Here is a 26,482-nt window from a genome sequence, read left to right on the forward strand (position 1 = left end):
TCCTTTCAGGCAGAGGCCGCGTGCGGCAGTATATAGGGCACACCGGCGGGCGGTGGAGAGCAAACACGCAGCTCGCAGCCATACGCCAGCGAGAGGGTTTCATCGGTCAGCACCTCGGCGGGCGTGCCGAAGGCCAGGCGCTGCCCTTCGGACAGGACGGCGACGCGGTCGGCAAAAAGGGCCGTCAGGTTCAGGTCGTGCATGACGGCAATCACGCCGCCGCCGGCGCGGGCGAAGGTACGGGCGATCTCCATCACCTGCAACTGGTGCGCGATATCGAGGCTGCTGACGGGTTCGTCCAGCAACAGCCAGCGGGGGCGACCATGCTCGACCGGGCTCCAGACCTGGGCCAGAACGCGGGCCAGCATGACGCGCTGCGCCTCGCCGCCGGACAGCTCTTGAAAGGTGCGGTTGGCGTAATGAGCGAGGCCGACGCGGGAGAGGGCCTGCATGGGCACCTCGGGGCGGTCGCCGGCGGTGCCCGATTGCAGGCCGAGGCGCACCACCTCGATTACCGTGAACGGGAAGGCCAGGCGCGCCGCTTGAGGCAGGACCGCACGTTCGGAGGCCAGTTCCCACGGTTTCATCGCCGCTATGTCGCGGCCGTTCAAGCGGACCGCGCCGGTATGGGGCAGGGAGGCCGTCATCGCCCCCAGCAGCGTGGACTTGCCCGAGCCGTTGGGGCCGACGATGGCAGTGAACGCGCCGGGATCGGCGTTGAAGGAAACGCCGCGCAGGGCCTCGCGTGCGCCATAGGAGACGCGGATATTCTCGGCGATGAAGCTCATAGATCGGCAAGCCCCCGGCGTGTCAGCAGGATCCACAGGAAGACCGGCGCCCCGAGCACCGCCGTGACGATCCCGATGGGCAGTTCGGCAGGGGCGATCACGACCCGTGCGATGACATCCGCGAGGATCAGCAGGATGGCGCCAAGCAGCGCTGAGTTCAGAAGCAGCGTGCGGTGGTCCGGGCCGGAGGCGAGCCGCAGAAGGTGCGGTACGACGATGCCGACGAAGCCGATGCCGCCAGAGACGGCGACGGCGGCACCGGTGGCCGCCGCGACAGCGAGGATCGCGATGGATTTCAGGCGCTGGACGCTGACGCCGATATGGGCCGCCGTCGCCTCGCCCAGGGCCAGCCCGTTCAGGCCGCGCCCCAGCGTCAGCGCGGCGCCTAGCGCCAGCAGGATCATCGGCCCCGCCGTCAGCACCTTGGCCCAGCTGGCCCCTGCCAGAGAGCCCAAGCCCCAGAAGGTCAGGTCGCGCAATTGCGTGTCGTCGGCGATATAGACCAGAATGCCCGACACCGCCCCGGCCAGCGCCCCGAGCGCGATGCCCGCCAGCAGCATCGTGGCCACAGACGTGTGTCCGTGGCGCGTGGCGACGCGGTAGAGCAGGAGGGTCGAGCCCCACCCCCCGAGAAACGCGGCGAAGGGCGTCAACTGGTTGCCGGTGAGGGTATTGACCCACGGCGGCAGGAGTCCGCCCAGCACGATGGCGAGGATGGCCCCCAGCCCGGCGCCGGCACCCACGCCGACGATACCGGGATCGGCCAACGGGTTGCGAAAGAGCCCCTGCATCGCGGCCCCCGACACCGCAAGTGCCGCACCGACAAGCCCGCCCATGGCGAGGCGCGGCAGGCGGATATCCCACAGCACGACGCGGTCCATCCGGGTCAGCGCCTCGCCCTGCGCCAGCTTGGCCGCGAGGTTCGAGAGGCTCACGTCGGTCGCGCCGACCTGAAGGCTGGCGAGGGACACGAGGATCAGCGCGGCCGCCAGCGCCCAATGCAGGGCGCGCGCGCGAGATGCGCGGTCACGTGGGGCGGCGTCGATATCGGTGACGGCGGCCATGGTCTAGCTGTCCGTGCCGTAAAGCGCGGCGTTGAGCTGGCGGATACCAGTCGCGGTGCGGGGGCCGAAGCCCAGCAGCAGAAGGCCGTCCATGCGCACCACTGCACGGTCCTGTGCCGCGGGCGTCAGGCGGATCGCGGGCATGGCAAAGAGCGTATCATCGTCGGCTGCATGATCGCCGGTGCGGTCCATCATCAGGATCACGTCAGGTGCGGCCGTGCCTATCGCCTCGTCGGTGACCTGCTTGTAGCCTTCGAATTCAGAGATCGCATTCACGCCGCCGGCCATGCGGATGATCGCGTCGGCGGCGGTGCCGGTGCCCGAGGTGTTGATCCGGCCGCTTTGGGTCGACAGCACGAAAAGCACGCGCTTCTTGTCGGCCTCGGGGCGGCGGGCGTCCTCGATGGCCGCCTGCATCTCGGCCTCGACCTCGGTGGCGAGCGCATCGGCCTGCTCGGGCACGCCAAGCGCGTCGCCCACGATGTCGATCTTGCGCAGGATGCCGTCGGTGGTCAGGGCGTCGGGCACCTCGACGAACTCGACATCGGCGGCACGGATCACGTCCAGCGCCTCGGGCGGGCCGGCGCCTTCACCTGCGATGATGAGGGAGGGGCCAACCGACAGAACGCCCTCGGGCGAGAGCGCGCGCATGTAGCCCACGTCGGGCAGGTCCTGCACCGAGGGCGGGTAGGTCGAGGTGGTGTCGCGCGCCTTCAGGCGGTGGTCCTGCCCCAGCGCGGCGACGATCTCGGTCACCGCGCTGCCGATGGACAGGATCTCGGCATGTGGATTGGCGGGGGTCTCGGCCTGCTGCGCGCTGACGGCCAGCGCAACGAAGGCACCGACCATCGACGTGCAGAGCGTGGCGATCGCGACGCTTTTCGACTTTCCGCACATCATGCCGGCACCTCTTCAAGCGAAGGCAGGTCCGCGACGATCCGGCCCCATTCGGGCCGCGAATCGCCTCCTTCCTTGCCCAGCCCGAAGGTCTGGAAGATCAGGCCGCCTTCGGCATCGAAAGCCTCGACCGAGATGGCGGGGCCGCGTTGGGTGGGTTTTTCGACCGCCCAGACCTCGGCCACCTTGTCACGCCGCAGGTGCAGGTTGAAACCGGGATCCATCACGTTCTGCCACGGTCCCATCGGGTGCAAGTGGCGGATCGGGCCGGAATGGATCTGGATGCAGCCGCGGTTGCCGACGAAAAGCATGATCTCGATCCCGGAATCGCGTACGGCGTGCAGCATCGCATCGACCGCGGTGGGATCGAGCTGTCGCACGAAGGGCGCGCCCGCGATGCGATAAGCGCCCAGCCGGTTCATCTTCAGCTTCGAGCACAGGCGCAGGAATTGGTGCGTGTCGGTCAGGCGCGCCCATTCCTCGCGCAGGATGTCGAGCTTGTCGGGCCGCGATTTTGGTGCTTCGACGGGTTGTCGCTGCGCGACTGTCTGACCTTCGGCCTGAGTCTCGTGCGCGAGGCCGCCCGTGATGCCTGCCCAGGCATCATGATGCGAGGTGTCACGCAGGTGGATCTTGTGCACGGCGTCGCCGGCGGCGTCGAACACCTGGAGCGACCGGCGCGGGCCTTCATCCGACGGGGTTTCCACGGCGAAGGCGTGAACCCAGTGCGACTGGAAAATCCGCAGGTCGATATCCTCGGTCAGTGTCATCGCGGCATGTTCGCCGGGATGGTAGTTGCCGTATTCGCCCACCTTTTCGTGTACGCAGGCCTCGACCCGGGTCAGGGCCATGACCTCGCCCAGCTTCTCGGCGGCGGGGATGATCCGGTCGGGATGCGCGGCAACCCGCACCGTGCCGCGACCGACATGGGCGGCGACAAGCTCGGCCTCGGAAATCCCGAGCGCGTCGGCCTGATCGCGGGTGCGCATCTTGGGGTTCTCGGCCTGGAAGGCGCGTATCGAAGCGGGGGTGGGGGCAGATCGCTCGCTCATTGGGCATCCTCGGAGTGAAGGTGGGTCCGATGGCTTGGCTCGCGATGCTTTGGAGCGTGGCTGTCGATAAATTACTTGACTGTTTTACTTGGTTATGAGTAACGGTGCAACCCATCGTGGTGACCTTCACCGCAAACCAATCAATCTACCGCGCCAGCCCTTCGCAAGCACCGGTTACAAACGTGCAACAAGGATGGCGTTCATGCTTACCACATTCATGCGTGGGACGACCGCGCTCGTCTGCCTGTCCCTGGCCGGAACGGCCATGGCGCAGGACGAGCCCGGCTTTCTGGGGACCCTGGTCCTGACACCCGGCAAACGGGACCTGACATTCGGCACCGCGCTGCCGCGGACCGTTGTCGACGAAGAGGAAATCAAGGACCGGCAGGCCAGCACCGTCGCGCAGCTGATCGACTCGGTTCCCGGCGTGACGTTGGTGAACGGCACCACGCCGCAGGGGTCGGGGATCAACATCCGCGGGTTCGGGGCCAACACCACTTACGGTTCGGACCAGAAGATCGCCGTGCAGATCGACGGTGCCTCGGTCGGGTCGGAAGAGATCTATCGGCTGGGCACGCAGCTTTTCACCGATCCACTGCTCTACAAGGAAGTCGAGGTGATCCGCGGCACGATCGGCAGTTTCGCCTATGGCTCGGGTATCGTGGGGGGCGTCGTGAAGCTGGAGACAAAGGACGCGTCGGATTTCACCGGCGGGGTGCCCGGGTTTGGCGGGTCGCAGACGCTGGAGTTCAGCTCGAACGGACATGGGTTCACCAGTTCGACGAACCTTGCGTGGATGCCCGCCGAGGGGGCCGAGTTCCTGTTGAACTACACCTGGCGCGAGCAGGGCACACTGGAGGCCGGGGACGGCACGAAGATCGGCAACAGTTCGTTCGAGACGCCGTCCTTCCTGGCCAAGGCCCGGTTCACCTTTGGTCAGGACGATGCGCATTCGCTGATGTTCAGCCATTCACGGACCGAGGCCGACGACAAGGACGTGCCCTATGACCAGTTCCAGACGACATCGGGCGACTTTGGCCGGGTCGACCGCATCACCGACACGAAACAGACGACCGTCGAATACCGGTTCAACCCGGTCAACGACCTGATCGACCTGCGGGCGAACCTGTCCTATGCCGACCAGAAGATCGACACGACCTATATCGACGGAAGCTCGCCCTTCCAGGGCGGACAGCCCGTGGCGGTGTTCTGCGCCAATCCGTTCTTTGGCGTGATCTGTGCCGACAACCGTTACGAGACGACCAAGCTGACCCTCTCGAACCGGGCGCTGTTCACGACGGGGCAGGTCGAGCATGACATGCTGGCCGGGATCGAAGGTATTCACAAAATGCGCCTTGACGCGGCCGCGGCACCGGGCGGCACGGATGACCGGTTTGCCGCCTTCGTGGTGAACGAGATGACGATCGGCCCGGTGACGGTAACGCCGGCGCTGCGCTATGAAAGCTCAAGGATCGAAAGTTCGGCGCCGCTGGCCGGGGTGCCCGACAGCTACAGCAACGATGCGCTGATGGGGGGGCTGGCGCTGGCCTATGATTTCGGCAACGGGATCTCGGTGTTCGGCAGCGCCGCTTATACCGAAGGCCTGCCGCTTATCGATGACCTTGATTCCACGCCCACCTCGCAGCGCCGGCTGGCCATGACGGAAAAGTCGCACACGTTCGAGATCGGTGCCGCCTATACCGGCACCGACGTGTTCGCAGGAGGCGACTCGTTCACCGTGCGCGGCAACCTTTACCAGACGAAGCTGTGGGACATCACCACCTATACGGTGGCCGGAGCGACGGGGACCGACCTTGACGGCGTGACGACCGAGGGGCTGGAGCTTGAGGCGTCCTATGGCACGGCGGGCGGTTTCTATGTCGATTTCGCCGGGCATGTCGGCGAGGGGCGGGAATACAACCCCGACGGCACCTCCGATACCTGGCGCAATAGTGCGGCGGACCGGCTGCAACTGACGGTCGGCCAGCGGGTCGGTGACGACCTCGACCTCAGCTGGGAGGTGGTGCATGTCGCCGACCGTTTCGACGCGCTGGGCGCGGATCTTGGCGACACGACGGTGCATAACCTTCGCGCCACATGGAAGCCCGAGACAAACTGGCTGGAAGACACCGAGGTGCGGTTCGGGATCGAGAATGCGTTCGACAAGAATTATGTCGGGCATCTGTCCTCACCCACGCGCAAGGCGCCGGGGCGGACGTTCAGGGTCTCGCTTACGCAGGCGTTCTGAGGCGGCGCTTGGTGCTTTGCCTCCGACACCTATCGAAAAGGGCCGGTTCGCGCAGGATCGGCCCATAGTGGCAAACAACCATTCGCAAGAGGGGCCACTGTTCGCTGTCCTTCCCAAGCGTCACTCACGGCCCAAGCTGGACTATGCAAAGTCTTCCGAACTCTTTTGAGCGTCTTGCCGGGACTGACGTCTCAGTCCGCGCAGCCGCTCCAATCCACAAGTGCGCCGGGGTTCATGATGTTTTTCGGGTCGATGGCCTGCTTGATCTGTCGGAGGAGGACCATCTTGCTGGCACTTGCATGCCGCTTCAGATCATTCCGTTTCAGGCGACCGATCCCGTGTTCGGCACTGATCGATCCGCCCAGTGCCAAAGTCGCTTCGTTGATCGCCTCCCGTACGCGGTTGGCGATGGCGGGGTGAGCTTGCAAAAAGTCGGCCTTGGCGATGCCCTCCGGCGGAAAGACGTTGTGGTGAATGTTCCCGTCGCCGATGTGACCATAGCTGTTCGTCCGCAGCCCTTCGTGAACGCCGGTGATCGCCGCATGCGTCCCCGACACGAACGCCTCGATCTGGCCGATCGGCACCGCGGTATCGCTGCTGCAAAACGCGCCGGTCTTGCGGTTGGCGTCGGGCGTATGCTCGCGCAGCGACCAGAGTGCGCTGCGCTGAGCTTCGGATTCGGCCATCACGACGTCGAGCATGAACCCCTTCTCGATACAGTCCGCCAGCGCCGCCTCGGTCTCATCCCGCACGCCCGGGTTCCCCGCGGCATCGATCAGCAGGTACCAATGATGATCCTCGGCAAAGGGTTTCCTCAGCGTCGGGAAATGCGCGCAAACGAGGTCCACGCCGAAACCGCTCATCAACTCCATCCCGTTCATGCGATTGCCGATGGCCCTGCGCAGGGTGCGCAGGGTCCGCAACGCATCCGCCGGTGACGAGATGGCGCAAAAGGCGGTCACGGCCTCCGGGTCGAGCGGTTTCAAGGTCAGGCTGGCGGCGGTGATGATGCCAAGGGTGCCTTCGCTGCCGATCAAAAGGTGCCGCAGGTCATAGCCTGTGTTGTTCTTGCGCAGGGGGCTCAACTCCTCCAACACGTCGCCCGACGGCATTACCGCCTCGATCCCCAGGCAAAGGTCGCGGGCATTGCCATGGCGCAGCACCTGGATGCCGCCCGCGTTGGTGGCCAGGTTTCCGCCGATGGTGCAACTGCCCTTCGACGCCATACTGAGCGGGAACATCAGGTCGTGTCGTGCGGCCTCGGCGTGGATGTTTTCCAGCACGCAGCCGGCCTCGGCGACCATCACGAAATCATCCGGCGACACGCTGCGCACCCGGTTCATCCGCTCCAGCGACAGGATGATGGCCGCGTCGCTGTCCAGCGAAAGCTGTCCTGCGACCACGCCTGTGCCTCCGCCATAGGGAATGATCGCGATGCCGGCGGCGTTGCACAGCCGGACGATCTGTGACACCTGGTCGGTGGTTTCGGGCAGGACGACAACACAATCCTTGCCGGTGAAGCTGCCGCGTGGGTCTTCGTAATAGCGCGCGGCATCCTGACCGGACTTGCAGGCGGTCTCCCCGACGATCGCCCTGATATCATTCAGTGTTCTGTCTTCCACGGTCTTGAACGCCACCAACTGCCCGGTGCTCCTGTCGTCTGATCCTCGTTCGGGCTCATTCTGTGGCAAAAGCGGCCTTTAGCAAGGCAAGATAATTTGCGATTATCTAAGCCATCTCTTTAGAAATCGTCCGCCCGCCATGGGCCTCGACAGTCTCGGTGAGTTCGTCGAGGAACCGCTCGACCAGCCGGTATTTCGAGCAATCCGCCCGGCTCAGAATGCCTAATGTCCGAGACGGCGCCGTGGGCCCCAGCGACAGCTTGCGAAGGCTGCCGAAGATCGGGTCCGGCACGCAGAAATCCGGGCCGATCGACACGCCCAGATCATGCGCCACCATGCTCGCGATCGTGTCGAGAGAGCTCATCTCCATCATGTCGCGCACCTTCAGCCTGCGTCGCGCCAGCCAATCCTCGGCCATCACCCCGATGGCCGACAGCGCGCTGTGCCGGATGAAGGGTTTGGCGGACAGGATGCGCTCGGGGTCGGTTTCGGTTACTTCCACCGAGGTAAGCAGCACAAGCTTTTCCACCGCGAACGGCATCCAGGTCATCGTGGCCGGCGTCCGGCTTGGCTCGCTGACCAGCGCGGCGTCGACGGTGCCGGTCTCGACCATCTCCTGCAAGGTCGGGCTCAGCCCCGGCACCAACCGGATGCGCAGGTCCGGATACTGTCCAATCAGCCCCTTCATCGCCTTGGGCACAAGCCCGCGCAGTGTCGACGGCACCGCCCCCAGCACGATATCCCCGATCAGGCGCGGATCGCCGGTCAGGTCGTCGAGGATCGTCTCGTAGGAGGCGACGACCTCCTTGGCCTTGGGCACCATGGCGCGCCCCAGCTGGTTCAGGCGCGGGGACTTCTGCGAGCGGTCGAAGAGCGCCACGCCCAGCGTCTCTTCCAGTCGCTTCATCTGCTGGCCCACCGCCGCATGGGTGACGCAGACGCGGTCTGCCGCGGCATTGAAGCTGCCTTCCTCGGCGACGGCGATAAGGGTCTTGAATAGCGTGATCGACATGGCAGAACGCTTTCATAGCAGGACCAAAGGCGCGCTTTACTAAAGCAGAGATTTACAAATGAGAAAAGAATGTTGGTTTGTTAAAGCTTCTCTTATCGCGCAAGATCGTGGAACATGAACGCATCGAGGGGGAGGCCTGCGCGTGAGCATCGACGCAAAGATCGTCGCGGATCTGGTCAAGAACGACGTCAAACTGGTCACGACGGTCCCGTGCAAACAGCTTGCCGGTGTGATTGCCGAAATCGACCAATGCGAGGACATCCATCACATCCCCGCGAACAAGGAAGACGAAGGCATCGGCATCTGCGCCGGCGCCTTCATGGGCGGCAAGCGGTCCGCGATCATCATGCAGAACACCGCCCTGGGGGTGACGATCAACACGCTGGTGACGCTGACACAGTTCTACCGCATGCCGCTGCCCATGCTGATCTCCTATCGCGGAGAGTTGGGCGAGCCGGTGGCCTGCCAGGTGGAAATGGCGGTGCACACCAAGGCGCTGCTGAATCAGCTTCACATCCCGACCTATCACTTCCATCATGAATCCGACGCCGAAGAACTGGACCGGATCCTGGAATACACCTTCATGTGCAACAAACCGGTCGCGATCCTGACGGATGCCACCTTTTGGAAAGGGTACTGACATGATCCGATCTGACGTCCTGCGCACGCTGGTCCCGCTGATCTCGGATCATTTCGTGGTCTGCAATATCGGCCTGCCCAGCCAGGAATTGCACATGCTGGATGACCAGCCGACGAATTTCTACATGTTGGGCACCATGGGTCTCGCCTCGTCCATCGGGCTGGGCGTGGCCCTGGCCCAGTCGAAAAAGGTGATCTCGATCGACGGTGACGGCTCGGTCCTGACCAATTTCGGCACGCTGCCCACCATCGCCAACAACGTGGCCGACAATTTCATCCTGCTGATCATCGACAATGGCAGTTATGGCTCCACCGGCGACCAGCCGACTTATGCCGGCATGAAGACGTCGCTGGCCAGGGTGGCGGAGGCCTGCGGGTGCGAAAACGTCATCGAGTGCCAGGCCGAAGACTGCGCAGCCGTCATGAAAGACGCGCTGGACGGTGACAGGATGACCATAATCGTGTGCAAATGCGAAAGCGGGAACATCCCGGTTTCGGTCATCACGACCGATCCGGTGGTGATCCGCGACCGGTTCATGAACGCGTTGAAGGAGGCCAACGCATAATCAAGACGGCGAAAACGCCGATAATAGGCAACTCTGGGAGGAATACATGCTGAAGAGAACATTTCTGAAGATGAGCGCGGCGCTGGCCGTGACCGCATCGCTGGCAACTGGTGCCGCTGCCGCCGAACTCAACGGGCCGGTCAACTATATCATCCCGTTCGGACCCGGGGGAGAGTCCGACATTTCCGCACGCTTTCAGCAACCGTTCTTCAAGGACACGTTCGGCCAGGACATGGTGATCTCGTACCAGCCCGGCGGCGGTGGCGCGGTCGCCTGGGCCACGCTTAACGGCCTCAGCGATGACGGTCAGACAATCATGGGCGTCAACCTGCCCCATATCATCATCAAGCCGGCGCAGAAGGATGTGGGGTTCAAGACCGAAGACCTGAACGTCTTCCACATGTTCCACTTCACGCCGGATGCGATCATCGTGCGGGCCGACAGCCCCTACCAGACGCTTGAAGACCTGGTCGAGGACGCCAAGGCGAATCCGGCGCAGGTCACCATGTCGGGCTCGGGCAAGGCCACGGCGAACCACCTTGCGCATATCAAGTTCGACAAGATGGCCGAAATCCAGACCACCTACGTTCCCTTCAAGGGCACCGGCGCGGCCGTGACGGCTCTGCTTGGCAACCAGGTCAAGGCGGAGTGGGGCTATTCCACCGTCGCCGCGACGCAGGGCGAAGAAGTTCGCATGCTGGCCGTCGCGATGGAAGAACGTCATCCGCTTTTCCCGGATGTTCCGACTTTCAAGGAGCTGGGCTATGACATGGTGGGCGGCGCCTATCGCGGGATCGCCTTGCCCAATTCCGCCAGCGACGAGGTCACCAAAATGTGGTCTGACATGATCGCCGAAATCAACAACGACCCCGAGTTCCGTCAGCAGATGCTGTATAACGGCTTTGCGATGCTGGATGTCGAGGCGGACGGCATGGACGATTTCATGGCCGCGCGCAGCGAGGAATATCTCAGCGATGCGCGTGAGGCGGGACTGATCGAATAAGCTGACCGCGCACAAAGGCCCGACACATGGAATTCGGTCACTTCCTGTCCGCCCTGACACCCTTCAACCTGGTTCTGGCGTTGTTCGGTGTCGTGGCGGGCACGATCGTCGGCTCGATTCCGGGCCTTACCGCAACGATGGCGCTGGCCGTGCTGGTGCCGATCACGTTCAGCATGGATCCCGCCTCGGCGCTGATCCTGCTGGGGGCGATTTATACCGGGGCAATCTATGGCGGGGCCTATGCGGCGATCCTGCTGAACACGCCCGGCACGCCCTCGGCAATCGCCACCACGTTTGACGGCTACCCCATGGCGAAGCGCGGGGACGGCGACCTCGCGGTGGCACTCGCCTGCTTCGCCTCGGTTGTCGGTGGGCTTGTTGGGGCGTTCTCGCTCCTGCTGCTGGCGCCGCCCCTGTCGAAGGTGGCGCTGGCCTTCGGGCCGATCGAGTATTTCTGGCTGTCGATCTTCGGCCTCTCACTGATCGCGTCGCTGTCCACCGGGAACCTGATGAAGGGGCTGGCGGGTGGCGCCTTCGGCATGCTGCTTTCCACCGTCGGCGTGGCCGAGGTTTCGGCCGATATCCGGCTTACCTTCGGCAGCCAGATGCTGGTCGGCGGCTTCGGCGTTATCGGCGCGCTGATCGGGCTTTACTGTATCCCGGTGCTGATCGACCTTGTTGCGACGCCCGACCGCCACCTCAAGATGGAAGAGGACGTGCGCTCGGTCCGCATCGGCGAGGCGTTCCGCATCGCGACGCGCTCCAAGTTCAACCTGATCCGGTCGTCGGTCATCGGGACCCTGATCGGCATCCTGCCCGGCGCGGGCGGCTCGGTCGCTGGGCTCGTCGCCTATTCCGAGGCCAAGCGCACCGGCAAGCCCGACCAGAAATTCGGCGAGGGCGAGCCCGACGGCATCCTCGCGACCGAATCCGCCAACAACGCCACCGTGGGCGGCGGCTTTATCCCGACGCTGGTTCTGGGCATTCCCGGCACGCCGCCCGATGCCATCGTGCTTGGTGCCCTGCTGGTGCAGGGTGTACGTACCGGCCCCACGATGTTCACCCAGAGCGGCTCTATCGTCTTTACCTTCATCTACGGCCTGCTGATCGCCACCGTCCTGATGCTGCCCGCGGGGCTTCTGATCGGGCGCTACGCTTACAAGTCGATCGTGAATATCCCCAAGGCCGTGCTCGTGCCGACGGTGGGTTTCATGACCATCATCGGCACCTTCTCGATCCGCAACAGCGTCACTGACGTGATCCTGATGCTGGGCCTCGGCGTCTTTGGCTGGGTCGTGGGACGCTTCGGCTTCGCCGCCTCGCCCATCGTGCTGGGCTTGATCCTGGGCCCCATTGCAGAACAGGGTTTCGTACAGGGCTGGACCATCGGTTCGGCCACGGGCAACCTCTTCGGCATGTTTTTCGGGCGTCCCATCTCGCAGGGGATTATCGCATTCACGCTGATCACCCTGTTTCTGCCGCTCTACACGGCCAGGCGGCGCCGCAAGAAAGCACGGGAGCAGACCTGATGCCAGACCAGCAACGCCACCGGGAAGGCCATATCGGATCGCTGGTGATTTCCGCGCTTTTCGTGATCATGGGGATCGTCGCGCTCTACGACACCACGGGGTATTCCGACCGTGACAGCCAGGTGTTTCCCCGCACCGTCGCGATCCTGATGATCCTGACGGCCGGGCTGTCGCTGGTCACGCGCTTCCTGCATCCGAGCGATAGCGGCGGCTTCGGAACCGGCACCTGGTGGCGCAGGGTCTTGTTGATGGTGGCCATGTTCGCGGGATGCCTCGCCATCCCTCATGTCGGCTTTCTGGCCAGTGGCGCCATCGCCTTCGCGGGCGGCCTCGTCGCGGCGATGCATGACAAATGGACGCCGATGACTGCAATGCTCTACGCTGGCAGTGGCGCGGCGGTCATGATCGCGTTTTTCGCTCTTTTCCGCTACGTTCTGCACGTTCCGCTGCCGTGAGATTAGGCCTCCGCTTACCAAGCGTACGTGCCAGAAACCAAGTCGACAGCAAGCCCGAACAAGGAACACGCCCATGAAAATCGTTGATATCCGTGAGGTGACCAAGCCGATCTCGTCACCCATCCGCAATGCCTATATCGACTTCAGCAAGATGACGGCAAGCCTGGTGGCCGTCGTGACGGACGTGGTCAGGGACGGACGCCGGGTGGTCGGCTATGGCTTCAACTCCAATGGCCGTTACGGCCAGGGCGGTCTCATCCGCGAGCGCTTTCGCGACCGCATCCTCGAGACAGAACCCGCATCGCTCCTGAACGACGAGGGCAGCAATCTGGACGCGCACAAGGTCTGGGCGGCCATGATGCAGAACGAAAAGCCGGGCGGCCACGGTGAACGCTCGGTCGCGGTCGGCACCATCGACATGGCCGTCTGGGACGCAATTGCCAAGATCGAGGAAAAGCCCCTGTTCCGGCTGCTGGCCGACCGCAAGGGGCGCGAGGCGGACCCGCGCGTCTTCGTCTATGCCGCCGGTGGTTACTACTATCCGGGCAAGGACGACACCGCGCTTTGCAATGAGATGCGCGGCTACGTCAACCGCGGCTACAACGTCGTGAAGATGAAAATCGGGGGCGCGTCCATCGAGGAAGACCAGCGCCGGATCGAAGCGGTGCTGACAGAAATCGGAACCGAGGCGCAACTGGCCGTGGATGCCAACGGACGCTTCGATCTCGAGACCGCGATCGCCTATTCCAAAATGCTGCGGCAATACCCGCTCTTCTGGTTCGAGGAAATCGGTGATCCGCTGGACTATCAGCTTCAGGCCGCGATGGCTGAATTCTATCCCGGTCCCATGGCGACCGGTGAGAACCTGTTCTCGCATCAGGATGCGCGCAACCTGTTACGCCATGGCGGGATGCGGCCCGACCGGGACTGGCTGCAATTCGACTGTGCGCTGTCCTACGGGCTTGTCGAATACCTGCGTACACTCGATGTTCTAAACGAACTCGGATGGTCGCCGTCGCGCTGCATCCCGCACGGCGGCCACCAGATGTCACTGAACATCGCGGCAGGACTCGGTCTGGGCGGCAACGAAAGCTACCCGGATCTCTTCCAGCCCTACGGCGGCTTCCCAGACGGGGTGCAGGTCGAAAAGGGGCACATCCTCATGCCCGAACTGCCCGGTATCGGCTTTGAAGGCAAATCCGACCTGATCGAAGTGATGCGCGCGCTGGCAGAATGACTTCATTCATTCCGGTATCGGTTTCTCGACTTCTTGTCCTGAAAATACGCCCGCCGGATCTTCGCTATCGCCTCCACGCCAACAACTCACACTGTGCTCCCCGATGACCTCGGGGCCATCATCCACATCAGTGTAAGGGGGATTCTTGGACGCCGCTCACCCCGCTACGGGGTCAAAATGGCACGTCTGTTCACAACCGGGCGCACGCGGCGGAAATGCTCTGCCGGCTGGAAGAGCGTGCGTGAAAGGTAGCGGCGTCCCCGTCCGGGGCTGAGCCGCAGATGCCGGCGATCGGCGGGCGCTTGTGAGCAACGTCAAGCTGATGATCCTCAAAGAGGCTAAGGGGGTCGGCGCCGCTAACCTGGGCGGAGATCTGGGCGGCGCTGGGGCAGTTGCGGGACGCAACCGAGATGGCGCTCTTGGTGATCGAAAAGACCGTGCGGGAACTGGCGCAGGCGGCCGATCGCGCGGTGCTGCCAGAGCGGGGCGAGACGGGGATGTGCCGTCAGCGGTCGGCGGGTTCGAGGATTTCCGCGAGTTTCAGTCGCTGGATCTTTCCCGAGGGGCCTTTGGGCAGTTCGTCGAGGAAGTGGATCTCGTCGGGGGATTTGAACGCGCCGAGACGGTTGCGGCAGATATCGATCAGGTCGGCGCTCTTGAGGGTGGAGCCGTCGCGAACGCGCACCGCCGCCTCGACGGTTTCGCCGTAGGTGGTGCAGGGCCTGGCGAAGGCGGCGGCCTCGATCACATCGGGATGGGTGTAAAGCGCCTCGTCCACTTCGCGGGGGGCGATGTTTTCGCCGCCCTTGATGATTAGTTCCTTGAGGCGGCCGGTGACGAAGACGTAGCCTTCGGCGTCCATGCGGCCGAGGTCGCCGGTGCGCAGCCAGCCGTTGCGGAACGTGTCGCGGGTGGCTTGCGCGTTCTTGAGATAGCCCTGCATCACGTTGGCGCCGCGCACGGTGATTTCGCCCTCCGTATCCGCGGGTACGGGGGCGCCGGACGTGTCCTGGATCTGGATGTCGCAGCCATAGGCGATGCCCGAGGAGCCGATCTTGCGTGTGGCGGGGGGCAGTGGGTTGGAGAGGATCTGGGCGGCGGTTTCGGTGAGGCCCATGGTTTCAATGAGAGGCACGGAAAAGCGGCTCTCGAAGGCGGATTGCGTCTCGACCGCCAGCGCCGAGGAGGCGGAGCGACCGAAGCGGAGGCGGTTGCGGACCTCCGGGCTGGGCTCGTCAGTGCCGTGCAGCAGGTGCGAGATGATGGTTGGTACGGCGGAGAACCACGTGACCTCGGCTTGTGCCGCCTGATGCCAGAAGCGGGAGGCGGAGAACTTCGACGTGACGGCGAGGGAGCCGCCTGAGACAAGGCTGCCCATGACGGTCACGCAGAGGCCGTTGATGTGGTAGATAGGCAGAATGCAGAATCCGCGGTCCGCCTGGGAGAGGTCGTGGGCGATGGCGGTGGTCCAGCCCCCGGCCAGAAGGCTGGCATGGGTGTGCAGCACACCCTTGGGGCGGCCCGTGGTGCCCGAGGTGTACATCAGGAGACCGTGGTCGTGGGGAGCGACATCGTGCAGGTCGGCGTCGGCCCGTTCGGAAAGGGCGACGGGAATGACGCTGGTGGCGTTGGCGGCGCCGAATTGATCGGCACAGGCGTCGTGAACGAAGCCGAAGCGGGCCTCGGAATGCTCGAGCGCGTAGGCTATGGCATCGCGGCCTGCCGCGAGGTTGATCATGGTGGCGCGGAAGCCCCCCGCAAGCGCGCCGTAAAGGGCGGTGAGCCCGTCGCGGCTGTTGGGGGCGACGATGGCGACGCTTTCGCCGCGGGCCGCGCCACGGGCTGTCAGTGCCCGGGCGAAGGCGAGGGCGGCGTCCCGCAGGGCAGGCCAGTCGAGGCGGGTTCCGTCCTCGGGGAAGACGATTGCGGTGCCGCCCCGATCCGCGCGGGCGGCAAGCCAGTCACGAACGGTGCCTTCGGGCGGTGTGTCGCAGCGCAGCTTCATTGGCCGGTGGCTTTCCAGTAGTCGGAGAAGATATCCTCGAGCGTGGGCTCGTTGGCTGGAATTTCGCGCACGATCTTGGTCGATTGCAGGAAATGCTTCCAATGGACGTTCTCGTCTATGGAGTTGCCGCCCCAGCTGCCACAGCCCATGGAGAGCGAGAAGGGCATACCGTTGGTGAAGGCGCCTCCGGTGGCGAAGGTATGAGCCTGGTTGACGATGATGCGGCTGGTGGGGATGGCGCGGGCCAGCGTCATAGGGCGCGTGTCGTCCGTGCTGTGCAGGCCGACGGAGTGGCCCGCGCCCTGAAACAGCTGGATGTCGCGCGTGATGCGGAGGGCGTCGCCGAAATCCTTCGCTGAATAGAGCGCAAGCACGCGGCTGAGTTTCTCACCCGAGAGCGGGTTTTCCGGGCCGATGCGGGCGGTGGGCACGGCGATATATTCGGTGCCTTCGGGAACCTGGCCGGTTAGGCCGAGCGCGTCGATCATCTTGTCGGCGTCCTGGGCGATGACCTCGCGGTTGAGATGCCCGTCGGGCCAGAGGGCGGCGAGGACGGCGGCCTCGTCCTCGACCGTAGCGCCGCCCGCGCGTGCCATGGCGGCGAGGAAGGCGTCGCGCACGGCCTCGACCACAACGACCGAGTTTTCGGACGAGCAGGACGTGGCGTTGTCGAAGGTCTTGGACGCGCGGATCTTTTCGGCGGCGGCGTCGAGATCCGCGGTTTCATCGACGATGACGGTGACGTTGCCCGCCCCCACGGCGACGGCGGGTGTGCCGGAGGTCTGGGCGCGGTGGACGTTGTTCTGGCTGCCGGTGGCGACGACCATGTCGCAGGTTTCCATGAGGCGCTGTGTTTTGTCCTTGGAGCCGGGCGCGGGGACCATGCCGACAAGGTCGGGATCCTCGCCGATCTTGACGAACTCGGCGTGGATGAATTCGAGCAGTTTCTCGCAGCTGGGCACGCCCTTGGGCGAGGGGGCCACGACGATGGCGTTGCCGCATTTCAGCGCGTTGATGATGTTGTTGGCGGGTGTGGCGGCGGGGTTTGTCGAGGGCACGATAGCGGCAACCACGCCCTTGGGGCGGGCGATTTCTGTGATGCCGGTGGCGGCGTCGTCGCGGATGACGCCATAGGTGGTGACGCCCTTTATGTCGCGCATTAGACCCAGAGTCTTGCGGTGGTTCTTGGTGATCTTGTCGGGCACGTTCCCGAGCCCCGTGGTTTTCACGGCGAGTTCGGCCAGTTCCCGGTTGCGGTCCGGTTCCATGATCGCCCATGCGACGGCCTGTGCGGCGCGGTCGTAGCGCTGTTGGCTGCCTTCGGCCTCGTACCGGCCTTGGGCGGCGCGGGCGCGGGCTATGATGGCATCCAGGTCTGCGATGGGGTCAGGGGCGTTCATGATGCAAAACCTTTCTGGTGAGGGGCGCGCAATTGATGGCGCGCGCCCCGGTGGCATGGGGGGTCAGAGACCGGAGAGCAGTTCCTTGAGAGTTTCCTCGCGGGCGGCCCACATCTCGATCACCTCGTCGCGGGTCATGACGTGCATGGGCGAACCGCCCGCTTCCATCTTTCCCTTCACGCGATCGTTCTCGAACATGGTGGGGACGATCTCGGCCAGCTTGTCGATGATCGGCTGGGGCGTGCCCTTCGGCACCATCACGCCGCGGAAATTGACCGAGGCGTTGTCGATGTCATAGCCCTGTTCCTTCATCGTCGGAACATCGGGCAGGAAGTCGCTGCGCTCGTTGTCGAAGACGCCGAGGATCTTGACGTTGCCGGCCTTTTCGGCGCGAAACGCGTCGGACAGGTTGTTAACCCCGCCCAGCACGTCGCCGGCGATGACGGCCTTCATGGCGCCCGCACCACCCGCGTTGTTGGGGATGTAGGCCAGCTTGACGCCCGCGGCCTTTTCAAGCTGAAGCGCCGCGATGTGGTGGCCGACATAGAGCCCGGCGCCGGAAAAGGTGAGGCCGCCGGGATTTTCCTTGGCGTAGTTCACCACGTCTTCCATGGAGTTGAACTGGCTGTCGGCACCGACGACGAAGACCGCCGGGTCGGCGCCCCAGTTGGCGATGGGCTCGAAGCTGTCGGTGCTGTATTCGACGCCGCCCTCGATGGACTGCGCGATGAAGTGGGGCACGTTGTAGGCGCCCAGGGTGTAGCCGTCGGCATCGACCTGCGTCGCGAGCCAGTTCCAGCCGACGCGGCCGCCCGCGCCGGGCTTGTTGACGATGGCGATGGGCATCCCCAGAGCGTCTTCGTTGCCGGCCGTCATGGTGACGATGCGGGCCTGGAAGTCGGTGGCGCCGCCGGCGCCGTAGCTGACCATCATCATGACGGGGCGCTCGGGGTAGTTGTCCTGTGCCGGAGCGGCGCCGGCCAGGCCCATGAGCGCAATGGATGCGGCTGCAATCAGTTTCTTCATTGGTGGTTCCTCCCTTGGAAAGTTGTCTTTCGCTTCTTGGTTTTCAGAATAGGATCTCTCGCGGGGTGAAGACCCCGAGCAACAGCGCGAAGAGACCGTACATCACGGCCAGGAAACCGGCTGTGATCAGCACCCGTTTGACCCATGTACGCGCCGCGCCATGAGGGGCGGGGTCGTAGAGGGACAGCAGGATGAAAAAGGCGATGGTGGACGCAGTGTAAAAGCCCAGTGTCTGCGCTGCCCAGAACACGTAGATCAGCATGACCACGATTCCGGGCAGTATGTTCAGGGTCGCGATGCGGCTGAGGCCGGGGCCCACCTTGGTCTTGCCCAGGAGCGCCTTGCCGAAGGTCCAGACGGCCAGCGCCACGAAGACCACCGAGATGATGCGCGGAAACAGGAAGGCGCGGGCGGGCTCGCCGGTGAAGCTGAGCCAGGCAACCCAGATTCCGACAAGCGCGACCAGACCGCTGGCGAGGATGTGCTGGGTGCGGGGCAGGTTGGTCATGACGGCTGCCCCTCGCGTTCGAGTGTGTCTTCCTTGCTGAGGTAGCGCCGTTGGCGCAGCTCCATCCAGACCGAGTAGGCGATGGAGGCCAAGACGATGGTGATCAGCGTGAGGTTCAGCGTGCCGGTAAAGAAGTAGCCGGCCATGCTGGAGGTGGCGTTGGCGATCATGGCGCCTTGCACGAAATTGGCCTCGGCGATGGGGCCGAGGATGAGGCCAAGCACTAGCGGCGCGGCCGAGAAGCCGAAGCGTTCGAGGAAGTACATCCCAGTGCCGAGGGCGGCCATGATGTAGACATCGCCCATGGAGTTCTGGACCGAGTAGCTGCCGAAGACGGCGAGGGCCAGCACCACGGCGGCCATAACCGCGTTGGGCACTTGGGCCACGCGGGCGGCCAGCCCGGCCACGTAAAGCCCGAATATGCACATCAGTATCTGGCCGATCAGCATCGAGTTGATGAAGGTCCAGGCGACATCGGGATAGTTCTCGAACAGGTCGCTGCCCGGGAAGATGCCGTGGATCAGCAGGCCGCCCAGCAGCACCGCAGCGGTCGGCGAGCCGGGGATAGACAAGGTCAGCAAAGGCACCAGAGAGGGGCCGACCATAGCGTTGTTGGCGCTTTCGGCGGCGATCACGCCTTCGCTGTGGCCGGTGCCGAATTTCTTTTGCTCGCGGCTGGTCTTCCGGGCCTGGTCATAGGCGACAAGCCCCGCGATCTGGCCACCGACGCCGGGGATGAGCCCGATGAACGAGCCGGTCATCGTGCCGATGCCGAGGGCGCGGGTGCGGCGGAAAACCTCGCGGATGGACTCCATGATGGGGCTTTTTTCGACTTTTATGACCTCGGCCCCATGCTGCTGCCGGCCTCTGGCGAACATGGTAATGACCTGCGGGATGGCGAAAAGGCCGATAAGAGCCGGGATGATGTTGATTCCTCCCGACACGCTGGAATGAAAGATGAAGCGCTGCGCACCCATCACGTCGTCAAAGCCGATGGTTGCGAGCCACAGCCCGATGCACCCCGACAGGAGACCCTTGACCACGGAGCTAGAATCGAGCGAGCCGATGACCGTGACGCCGAGGATGGCCAGCCAGAAGAGATGCGACGGTCCGAACGCTAGCGCCCATTGGGCCAGCACTGGCGTCAGGAAAATCAACAGCAACACGCCGAAGACGCCGCCAATCGCCGAGGAGATGAAGGACAGTTGCAGCGCGCGGGCGCCTTGGCCGTTCTTGGCCATGGTATGCCCGTCGAGAGTGGTCGCGATGTTGGCCGGGGCGCCGGGAATCTTGAGCAGGATAGCACTGACCGCGCCGCCGGCGACCGTCGAGGTATAGGCTGCCCCCAGCAGGATCAGACCCTGCGTTGCGTCGAGCTTGAACGTGAAGGGGATCAGCAAGGCAACGGCCATGGTCGGCGACAGGCCCGGCGTGGCACCCAGGATCAGCCCGCCAATCGTGCCGATCAGCAGAAGCATGAAGTTGAATGGCGAGAATACGTCGCCGAAGTAGAGCAGGAACTCCAAGCCGTCACCTCCCAGTGGCTTGTCGCGTGAGGATTGAAAGGGTATGGAATGAAAATAATATTGCAAATGTTTTCATTTCTCCCTGCTGAAATCGACATATGTGTTTGAAAAAATGAAAAAAAAGACAGATATCATCGCCGTGGCAAGGGCCGCGCGGGTGTCGCCTTCGACAGTGTCTCGCAGCTTCAATCACCCTGATCTGGTGAAGGCGTCGACTCGGAAGAAGATAGATGCCGCGGTGCGGCAATTGGGCTATATCCGCAACCGCGCCGCACAGACGATCCACGGCATTCGCAGCGGCACAATCGGGCTGATCGTGCCCACGGTGGACCAGGCGATCTTTGCCGAACTGATCCAGAGTTTTTCCGAGGCGGTGGAAAATCTGGGGTTTACCATCCTGCTAGCCTCGCACGGGTTCGACCTGGACCGGGAATATGCGCTGACGCGCAAGATGCTGGAGCATCGGGTTGACGGCGTGGCCCTGATCGGGATCGAGCACGCGCAGGACACGCTGGAACTGCTCGCGCAGCAGGACATGCCGACGCTGTTACTTTGGAGCTTCTCGCCGGACGCGGCGTTTCCCTGTGTGGGGGCGGACAATTACCAGGCTGGATACCTGATCGGGACGCATGTTGCTGCCCTGGGGCACAAGCGGGTTGCGGCGATTTTTCCGCCGCTTGGCGGCAATGACCGTGCGTCGCTGCGGTTTGCGGGCGTGACTGACGCGCTGGAGGCTGTGGGCTGTACCATACCCGAGGCGTGGCGGCTGGTGGCGCCCTACAGCGTGGCGACAGCGAAAAGCGCGGTGGAGGCGCTGATTGCAGAAGGCGACCTGCCGACGGCGATCGTCTGCGGCAATGACGTGTTGGCCTGGGGCGCACTGCACGCGCTGATGCGCGGCGGGATTCCGGTGCCGGGGCAGATGACGGTCACGGGGATTGGGGATTTCAACGGCTCGAAGGAGTTTGAACCGTCGCTGACCACGGTGCGCATCCCGGCGCGCACCATCGGCGGGAAGGCGGCAGAGGCCATCGTGCGGCTCACGACCTCGGAAGAGGAGGTCGACACGGGCGCGCTTATCCCGACGGAGATAATGGTTCGAGGGACCAGCGGCCCACCGGGCAAGGCCTGAGGCGCGCGGGCGTCGCGCGCTGCGCGTGCGCCGAGAGGAACGTGCTGGTCAAGACGAAGACACCCCTGGCCGCCAGCGAAATGAGCATGAAGGCCATGTTGTACTTGCGCAGCATCGGGACGGTTCAATTTATGAGCCTCCATCTATCCGACTCGTGCACGGTTATAGGTAAATTGCGCAAACTCATGGGGACCGCGCATGTTTGTGCGCGATCCTCCTTGTGTGGTGAAATGAGTACGCCGGTCCAATGGTCGCCGTTCCGGCAAAGAAGCGCATTCCATGTGGATGGAAACATTGCTGGTCGGCTTGGTAGGGCACAGTTCGGCTGAACCCGTGCTATCTGGTCCGGATTTTCGATTTACAGCTTCTACGCGGAACGGAGCAGGGGCGGTGCCTACGCTGCCCGTTTGCGGCTTGCCTCTTGTTTGCCTTGTCGCAATCCGAGTGAGCTTGCAGGGAATGCTTGCGAGCTATTGATCCCGACACTCGACCGTATTTGACGGCCCGGATACGTTTGCAAGGCAACTGGAAGACTGTATTTGACATAAACATATTTCTAATATATCACACATCGAGAAATGGTATATCGGAGGCTGACCATGGAACTTCAAGACACCAACATGACCGAACGCCAGCGCCAGTACCGGGCCAACTACCGGCAGCGCGTGGCGGGCTGGTACAACGGTTTCCTGCATATCGTGATCATCTACACGATCGGGCTGACCGCGCTTTACATCTATACCGCGAACCTCAACCAGGTGACGCCGCTGGAATGGCTTACGGTGCCGCTGGTCTTCCTGTTCTGCAACTTCTTCGAGTGGTGGCTGCACCGCTACGTGATGCATCGGCCGTCGAAGAACCCGGTCGCACGCGCGGTCTACAATCGGCACACCCTGCAACATCACCAGTTCTTTACCGAAGTGGAGATGCGGTTCGCGGACCAGAAAGACTACCGCGTGACCTTTTTCCCGCCCTATGCGCTGGCGGCCTTCACGTTGATCTCGATCCCCGGTGCCATCGTGATGGGCTGGCTGTTCACGGCCAATGTGGGCTGGTTGTTCATCGCCACCACGACCTCGATCTACATGATCTACGAATTCATGCATTTCTGCTGTCACGTCGAGGAAAACTGGTTCGTGCGCAACATGCCCTTCATCAACACCAATCGCCGCCACCACACGGCGCATCACGACCAGTCGCTGATGATGGAGCGCAACATGAACCTCACGTTTCCGATCATGGACTGGCTGTTCGGCACGTCGGACCTGAATCGTGGCCTGATCGGGCACCTGTTCAACGGCTATGACACCAAGCACCTCCGCCAGGACATGCGCAAGGTGTCCCGCACGCCGGTGCGCGGCAAGGAAGAGACGACGAACGTGACCCCCGCCGAGTAAGTGACTTCTGCCCGGGCCCGCGTGACGGGGCCGGGCACTACCAAGACATCCCGGAGCAAACGGAGCGACCTCATGGCCAATATCGAGCCGAATATCACCGCAGCCTTCATCTTTGCGCTGTTCGCCTGCGTGGCCAGCCTGGCCGCCATCGTGTTGACGGGCGTCTTCCCGCTGTCGACGCGCCCCGAACTGAAGCGGCCGCTGGGCTTCGTGCTGGTGGTGGCGAACTGCGTCCTGCTGGGCGCAGTGCTGTACCTGACCTTTGGCTTTGGCCTGGCCGAGCTGCGTTGGACCAGCGTGGTTATCATCGCCGGGTTCGCCCTGCTGTTCATGCCTGGCCTGTTCAACCTGTGGCCGAGCCGTTGGCGCGACGGGACCGTGGGCCTGACCGTGGTTCTGGCCGGGCTTGGCGCATCGGCCTGGACGCTGGCCGGCATGGCCTGAGCCAAGATCGCGGGTCCCGATTGACCCGGAAAACACTATCAGAAGGAGGAGGCTGAGATGCCCGTCATGATCAAAATCGCGCTGTCCACGATGGTGGCGCTCGCGGCCATCGGGGGATGGTTCTACATGGGACACCTGGGGCAGACCGGACCGCAATGGGCCATTGTCTTTCTCGGTCCGTTCAGCGTCGGATCGCTGTGGATTTTCCCGGAAGTGATGCGCTCGAAAGCCGATGCACGGGGGAAATCATGAAGACGTATCTTGGAGACAGGACGATCGACGGTGTTGTCGTGACCGTCGACGGAAAGGATCTGCCGGACTATGCGGAGGTCTGCAAGTTCACCAACGCGGGCTTTGAATGGAGCTTCGAGGGCGTGGCGGCGACACAGCTGGCCTTTGCGCTGATCTATGACGTGACCGGCGATGCGGGCCTTGCCAAGCGCCTGGCCGAGCCGTTCATGCGCGAAGTCACCGCGAATTTCGGCAACGACTGGGAAATGACCGAGGCGGATGTCCGTGCCGCCGTGGTCCAGGTTCAGCCAGAGCAGGCATGACGGCCCCACTCGACGACACGAAGACGGCACCCGCGGCGGAGGGCCCCGGGATGCCGAAGACGTTCCGGGCCGCCGTGCTGCGCGCCCCGGGCGAGGCGATGACGATCGAGGATGTCGAGCCTGGCGCGCTCGGGTCGCGCGATGTGATGGTCAAGATCCGCGCCGCGGGGCTTTGCCATACGGACCTGGAGGTGATCGACGGCTCACTGCGGCTGGGAATGCCTGCCGTGCTGGGCCACGAGGCGGCCGGTGTGGTCACGGCCTGTGGTCCCGAAGCGAAGGGCGTGGCGGTCGGAGATCATGTGATCCTGTCGTGGAATCCCAAGTGCGGCGACTGTTTCTACTGCGACCAGAGCCTGCCGATCCTGTGCGATACCTTCGTGGCCAATGGCCCTGCGGGGTTTGCCTTTGACGGGCGCCCGCGGGCGCGACTGGCCGGTGGACAGGACCTGCACCAGTTGATGTATCTCGGGGCGTTCGGGGAATATTGCGTGGTCGAGGACCAGCAGGCGATCCCGGTGCCCAAGGAAATGCCATTCGACCGGGCCGCGTTGATCGGCTGCGGTGTGATGACCGGCGTCGGTGCCGCGCTGAACGTTGCCGATATCCGCGCTGGAAGTACCGCGATGGTGATCGGCTGTGGCGCGGTAGGTCTTGCGGCCGTGCAGGGCGCGGTGATGGGCGGGGCGCAGAACGTCGTTGCCGTAGACCTGAACGAGGCGCGTCTGGATGCGGCCTGCCGGATGGGGGCGACCCACCGGATCAACCCGAAGACGGATAGCTTGGAAGAACTCGCCCGCTCCCTGACAGGCGGGCGGGGCGCGGACGTCGTGTTGGAAAGCGCCGGCAACGAGCCGGCTTTTCGCCTGAGCGTCGAGGCGGTGCGCCCTGGCGGCGAGGTGATCTGGCTGGGCAAGGTGGATGTCGAGAAGGATGTCGGTTTCCGCTGGGGCTCGCTTATGCAGGAGAAGCGTATCCGCCGGTCGAGCTATGGCGACACGCGGCCGCGAAGGGATTTCCCGATGCTGTGCCGGAAATATCTGGACAGTCAACTGGACCTCGACGGGCTGATCACCGACCGGATCACCCTGAACGAGATCAATGCCGGTTTCGAGAAGCTGCGCCGGGGCGAGAGCATCCGCAGCGTGATCGAATTCGGACCATGAGCGGCATTCGCAAAGAGTGGGTGGTGACGCCGCACGGTCCGATCGAGGTGTCTGTCGCGGGACGCGTTGTCGCCGACCGGCCCACCCTGGTGCTGGTGCACGGGATACAGGGCACGAAAGCAATATGGGATGCCGTGATCCCGGTGCTTGCGCAGGACTGGCACGTGATCGCGCCGAACCTGCGGGGCCGGGGCGGATCTTTCGTGTTAAAAGAAGCCGGGCGTTATCGCATGACGGATTTCGCAGACGATTTGGCCGCAGTGATGGACGGTGTCGCGGGCGACGTCGTGCTCGTTGGCTGGAGCATGGGCGGGCTTGTTGCGCTGGAACATTTTCAGAGGCGTGGGCCGGACCGGATGGCAGGGCTTGCGCTGGTCAGCACCAGCGCCTGCCTGCACGCCGAGGGGCTTGAGCCGGCGGTCTGGTTCCGCGGGGACACGCCCGTTAAACTCGTCGAGGAGGCGCGGGGCCGGGCGCAGCGGTTAAAGCTGACAGACACGGCGGCGGATATCGCGGTGGCCGGGGCGTGGTTGAGCGCCGCACAGGTCGATTATCGTCCTGTTCTGGACAGCATCGACGTGCCGGTGCTGGTTCTGCACGGCACTGCCGATCCCGAGTGCCCGCCAGATCATGGCAAGGCGCTAGCGGCTGGTCTGGCCACGTCGAGGCTGGAGTTGTGGCAGGGGTGCGGGCATGTGCCGATGGCAGAGCGGCCCGGAGTCCTCGCCGAGACGCTGGCAGCCTTCGCCTCCGGATGCTGCGCCGCCGTCGCGTCGTGACCCGCCGGCAACGCGTCCAAGCCTTGCGGCATGGAGCGAAGCACCTTAGATTTCCACATGGCGAGGAAGTATCCACCTCCGACGGCCGCAGTAAAGGTCACAGACAGGCAGAATATGAACAAAGACACAGAGAACGTGTTGGATAATGCTTCTCCGCGCGCGCGAAAGATCGACAATATAACGCTGACCGACCGTGCCTACGAGATGATCGAGACACGGATTGTGGCGCTGGACCTGGAGCCGGGGCAGGTGCTGTCTGAATCGCAACTGGTCGAGGAACTGGGCATAGGCCGCACCCCTGTGCGCGAGGCGTTGCAGCGGCTGGCGGCCGAGGGTCTGGTGGTGGTGATGCCCCGACGCGGGGTCATGGTGTCCGAGATCAACATAGCCAAGCAATTGCAGTTGCTGGAACTGCGGCGCGAAGTGGAGCGGT

The 26,482-nt window shown here is 63.9% G+C and carries 26 protein-coding genes; 15 read left to right on the top strand and 11 right to left on the bottom strand.

Going from position 1 to position 26,482, the window contains the following annotated elements; translation table 11 throughout:
* Positions 1–5: 5 nt before the first annotated feature.
* From PVV74_RS21615 to PVV74_RS21630, 4 genes are read right to left on the bottom strand one after another with little or no spacing between them, the layout of a single operon-like run.
* Entirely contained in the window at positions 6–788 is a 783-nt protein-coding gene (locus tag PVV74_RS21615) for a heme ABC transporter ATP-binding protein (protein WP_274594614.1), read from the bottom strand.
* Complete coding sequence (locus PVV74_RS21620; protein WP_274594615.1) at positions 785–1,852, bottom strand: FecCD family ABC transporter permease; 1,068 nt, start codon at positions 1,850–1,852, stop codon at positions 785–787. Before PVV74_RS21620 ends, PVV74_RS21615 begins: the two co-directional genes overlap by 4 nt.
* Positions 1,853–1,855: 3 nt before the next feature.
* The gene (locus PVV74_RS21625; RefSeq protein WP_425061947.1) at positions 1,856–2,749 is read right to left on the bottom strand and encodes a heme/hemin ABC transporter substrate-binding protein; all 894 of its coding nucleotides are present in this window, start codon (positions 2,747–2,749) and stop codon (positions 1,856–1,858) included.
* Complete coding sequence (locus PVV74_RS21630; protein ID WP_274594617.1) at positions 2,749–3,801, bottom strand: hemin-degrading factor; 1,053 nt, start codon at positions 3,799–3,801, stop codon at positions 2,749–2,751. The genes PVV74_RS21625 and PVV74_RS21630 overlap by 1 nt, the downstream gene beginning before the upstream one ends.
* Before the next feature lie 202 nt (positions 3,802–4,003).
* On the opposite strand from PVV74_RS21630, the gene PVV74_RS21635 reads away from it, so the two are divergent.
* Positions 4,004–6,049, top strand: a complete 2,046-nt coding sequence (locus tag PVV74_RS21635) for a TonB-dependent receptor domain-containing protein (protein WP_274594618.1) — start codon at positions 4,004–4,006, stop codon at positions 6,047–6,049.
* Between the two features lie 191 nt (positions 6,050–6,240).
* On the opposite strand, the gene PVV74_RS21640 is transcribed toward PVV74_RS21635, so the two are convergent.
* Positions 6,241–7,686 (bottom strand): FAD-binding oxidoreductase, encoded by a 1,446-nt coding sequence (locus PVV74_RS21640; RefSeq protein WP_274594619.1) that lies wholly within the window; start codon positions 7,684–7,686, stop codon positions 6,241–6,243.
* Between the two features lie 91 nt (positions 7,687–7,777).
* Entirely contained in the window at positions 7,778–8,683 is a 906-nt protein-coding gene (locus PVV74_RS21645; RefSeq protein WP_274594620.1) for a LysR family transcriptional regulator, read from the bottom strand.
* A gap of 142 nt (positions 8,684–8,825) precedes the next feature.
* On the opposite strand from PVV74_RS21645, the gene comD reads away from it, so the two are divergent.
* The 6 genes from comD to PVV74_RS21675 all read left to right on the top strand — a co-directional run bounded on the left by comD (position 8,826) and on the right by PVV74_RS21675 (position 14,112).
* Entirely contained in the window at positions 8,826–9,323 is a 498-nt protein-coding gene (gene comD / locus PVV74_RS21650; protein WP_103764984.1) for a sulfopyruvate decarboxylase subunit alpha, read from the top strand.
* A 1-nt stretch (position 9,324) separates the two neighbouring features.
* Positions 9,325–9,888 carry a sulfopyruvate decarboxylase subunit beta gene (gene comE / locus PVV74_RS21655; protein WP_274594621.1) on the top strand — a complete coding sequence of 188 codons (564 nt, stop codon included), beginning with the start codon at positions 9,325–9,327 and terminating at the stop codon, positions 9,886–9,888.
* 46 nt (positions 9,889–9,934) lie between these two features.
* On the top strand, positions 9,935–10,891 hold the full coding sequence (locus tag PVV74_RS21660) for a tripartite tricarboxylate transporter substrate binding protein (protein ID WP_274594622.1): 957 nt from the start codon (positions 9,935–9,937) through the stop codon (positions 10,889–10,891).
* A 26-nt stretch (positions 10,892–10,917) separates the two neighbouring features.
* Positions 10,918–12,420 carry a tripartite tricarboxylate transporter permease gene (locus PVV74_RS21665; RefSeq protein ID WP_103764981.1) on the top strand — a complete coding sequence of 501 codons (1,503 nt, stop codon included), beginning with the start codon at positions 10,918–10,920 and terminating at the stop codon, positions 12,418–12,420.
* Positions 12,420–12,875 carry a tripartite tricarboxylate transporter TctB family protein gene (locus PVV74_RS21670; RefSeq protein ID WP_274594623.1) on the top strand — a complete coding sequence of 152 codons (456 nt, stop codon included), beginning with the start codon at positions 12,420–12,422 and terminating at the stop codon, positions 12,873–12,875. Before PVV74_RS21665 ends, PVV74_RS21670 begins: the two co-directional genes overlap by 1 nt.
* Before the next feature lie 73 nt (positions 12,876–12,948).
* Positions 12,949–14,112: a mandelate racemase/muconate lactonizing enzyme family protein gene (locus PVV74_RS21675; RefSeq protein WP_274594624.1), complete on the top strand. Its 1,164-nt coding sequence runs from the start codon at positions 12,949–12,951 to the stop codon at positions 14,110–14,112.
* 505 nt (positions 14,113–14,617) lie between these two features.
* Here the strand turns inward: PVV74_RS21675 and PVV74_RS21680 are convergent.
* From PVV74_RS21680 to PVV74_RS21700, 5 genes are all read right to left on the bottom strand, one after another.
* Positions 14,618–16,117, bottom strand: coding sequence for an AMP-binding protein (locus tag PVV74_RS21680; RefSeq protein ID WP_274594625.1), 1,500 nt, complete (start codon positions 16,115–16,117; stop codon positions 14,618–14,620).
* A complete protein-coding gene (gene sauS, locus PVV74_RS21685; protein ID WP_274594626.1) occupies positions 16,114–17,517 on the bottom strand; it encodes an acylating sulfoacetaldehyde dehydrogenase in 1,404 nt (467 codons plus the stop codon). The genes PVV74_RS21680 and sauS overlap by 4 nt, the downstream gene beginning before the upstream one ends.
* Before the next feature lie 63 nt (positions 17,518–17,580).
* Entirely contained in the window at positions 17,581–18,543 is a 963-nt protein-coding gene (locus PVV74_RS21690) for a Bug family tripartite tricarboxylate transporter substrate binding protein (RefSeq protein ID WP_103764976.1), read from the bottom strand.
* A 43-nt stretch (positions 18,544–18,586) separates the two neighbouring features.
* Positions 18,587–19,051 (bottom strand): tripartite tricarboxylate transporter TctB family protein, encoded by a 465-nt coding sequence (locus PVV74_RS21695; RefSeq protein ID WP_274594627.1) that lies wholly within the window; start codon positions 19,049–19,051, stop codon positions 18,587–18,589.
* A complete protein-coding gene (locus tag PVV74_RS21700; RefSeq protein ID WP_274594628.1) occupies positions 19,048–20,577 on the bottom strand; it encodes a tripartite tricarboxylate transporter permease in 1,530 nt (509 codons plus the stop codon). Before PVV74_RS21700 ends, PVV74_RS21695 begins: the two co-directional genes overlap by 4 nt.
* A 112-nt stretch (positions 20,578–20,689) precedes the next feature.
* Here PVV74_RS21700 and PVV74_RS21705 point away from each other — a divergent pair, with 112 nt between their 5' ends.
* The 8 genes from PVV74_RS21705 to PVV74_RS21740 all read left to right on the top strand — a co-directional run.
* Positions 20,690–21,709: a LacI family DNA-binding transcriptional regulator gene (locus PVV74_RS21705; protein WP_274594629.1), complete on the top strand. Its 1,020-nt coding sequence runs from the start codon at positions 20,690–20,692 to the stop codon at positions 21,707–21,709.
* A 599-nt stretch (positions 21,710–22,308) separates the two neighbouring features.
* Positions 22,309–23,106: a sterol desaturase family protein gene (locus PVV74_RS21710; protein ID WP_274594630.1), complete on the top strand. Its 798-nt coding sequence runs from the start codon at positions 22,309–22,311 to the stop codon at positions 23,104–23,106.
* A 72-nt stretch (positions 23,107–23,178) separates the two neighbouring features.
* Complete coding sequence (locus tag PVV74_RS21715; protein ID WP_274594631.1) at positions 23,179–23,550, top strand: hypothetical protein; 372 nt, start codon at positions 23,179–23,181, stop codon at positions 23,548–23,550.
* A gap of 57 nt (positions 23,551–23,607) precedes the next feature.
* On the top strand, positions 23,608–23,802 hold the full coding sequence (locus PVV74_RS21720; RefSeq protein WP_103764971.1) for a hypothetical protein: 195 nt from the start codon (positions 23,608–23,610) through the stop codon (positions 23,800–23,802).
* A complete protein-coding gene (locus PVV74_RS21725) occupies positions 23,799–24,104 on the top strand; it encodes a DUF6166 domain-containing protein (RefSeq protein ID WP_103764970.1) in 306 nt (101 codons plus the stop codon). Before PVV74_RS21720 ends, PVV74_RS21725 begins: the two co-directional genes overlap by 4 nt.
* Complete coding sequence (locus tag PVV74_RS21730) at positions 24,101–25,270, top strand: Zn-dependent alcohol dehydrogenase (protein ID WP_274594632.1); 1,170 nt, start codon at positions 24,101–24,103, stop codon at positions 25,268–25,270. The genes PVV74_RS21725 and PVV74_RS21730 overlap by 4 nt, the downstream gene beginning before the upstream one ends.
* Positions 25,267–26,049: an alpha/beta fold hydrolase gene (locus PVV74_RS21735; RefSeq protein ID WP_274594633.1), complete on the top strand. Its 783-nt coding sequence runs from the start codon at positions 25,267–25,269 to the stop codon at positions 26,047–26,049. Before PVV74_RS21730 ends, PVV74_RS21735 begins: the two co-directional genes overlap by 4 nt.
* Positions 26,050–26,163: 114 nt before the next feature.
* Positions 26,164–26,482 (top strand): GntR family transcriptional regulator (locus PVV74_RS21740; protein WP_274594634.1); only part of this gene is annotated, 319 nt, incomplete at its 3' end.

Source organism: Roseovarius sp. SK2 (assembly GCF_028807495.1).
GTDB classification, from domain to species: domain Bacteria; phylum Pseudomonadota; class Alphaproteobacteria; order Rhodobacterales; family Rhodobacteraceae; genus Roseovarius; species Roseovarius confluentis.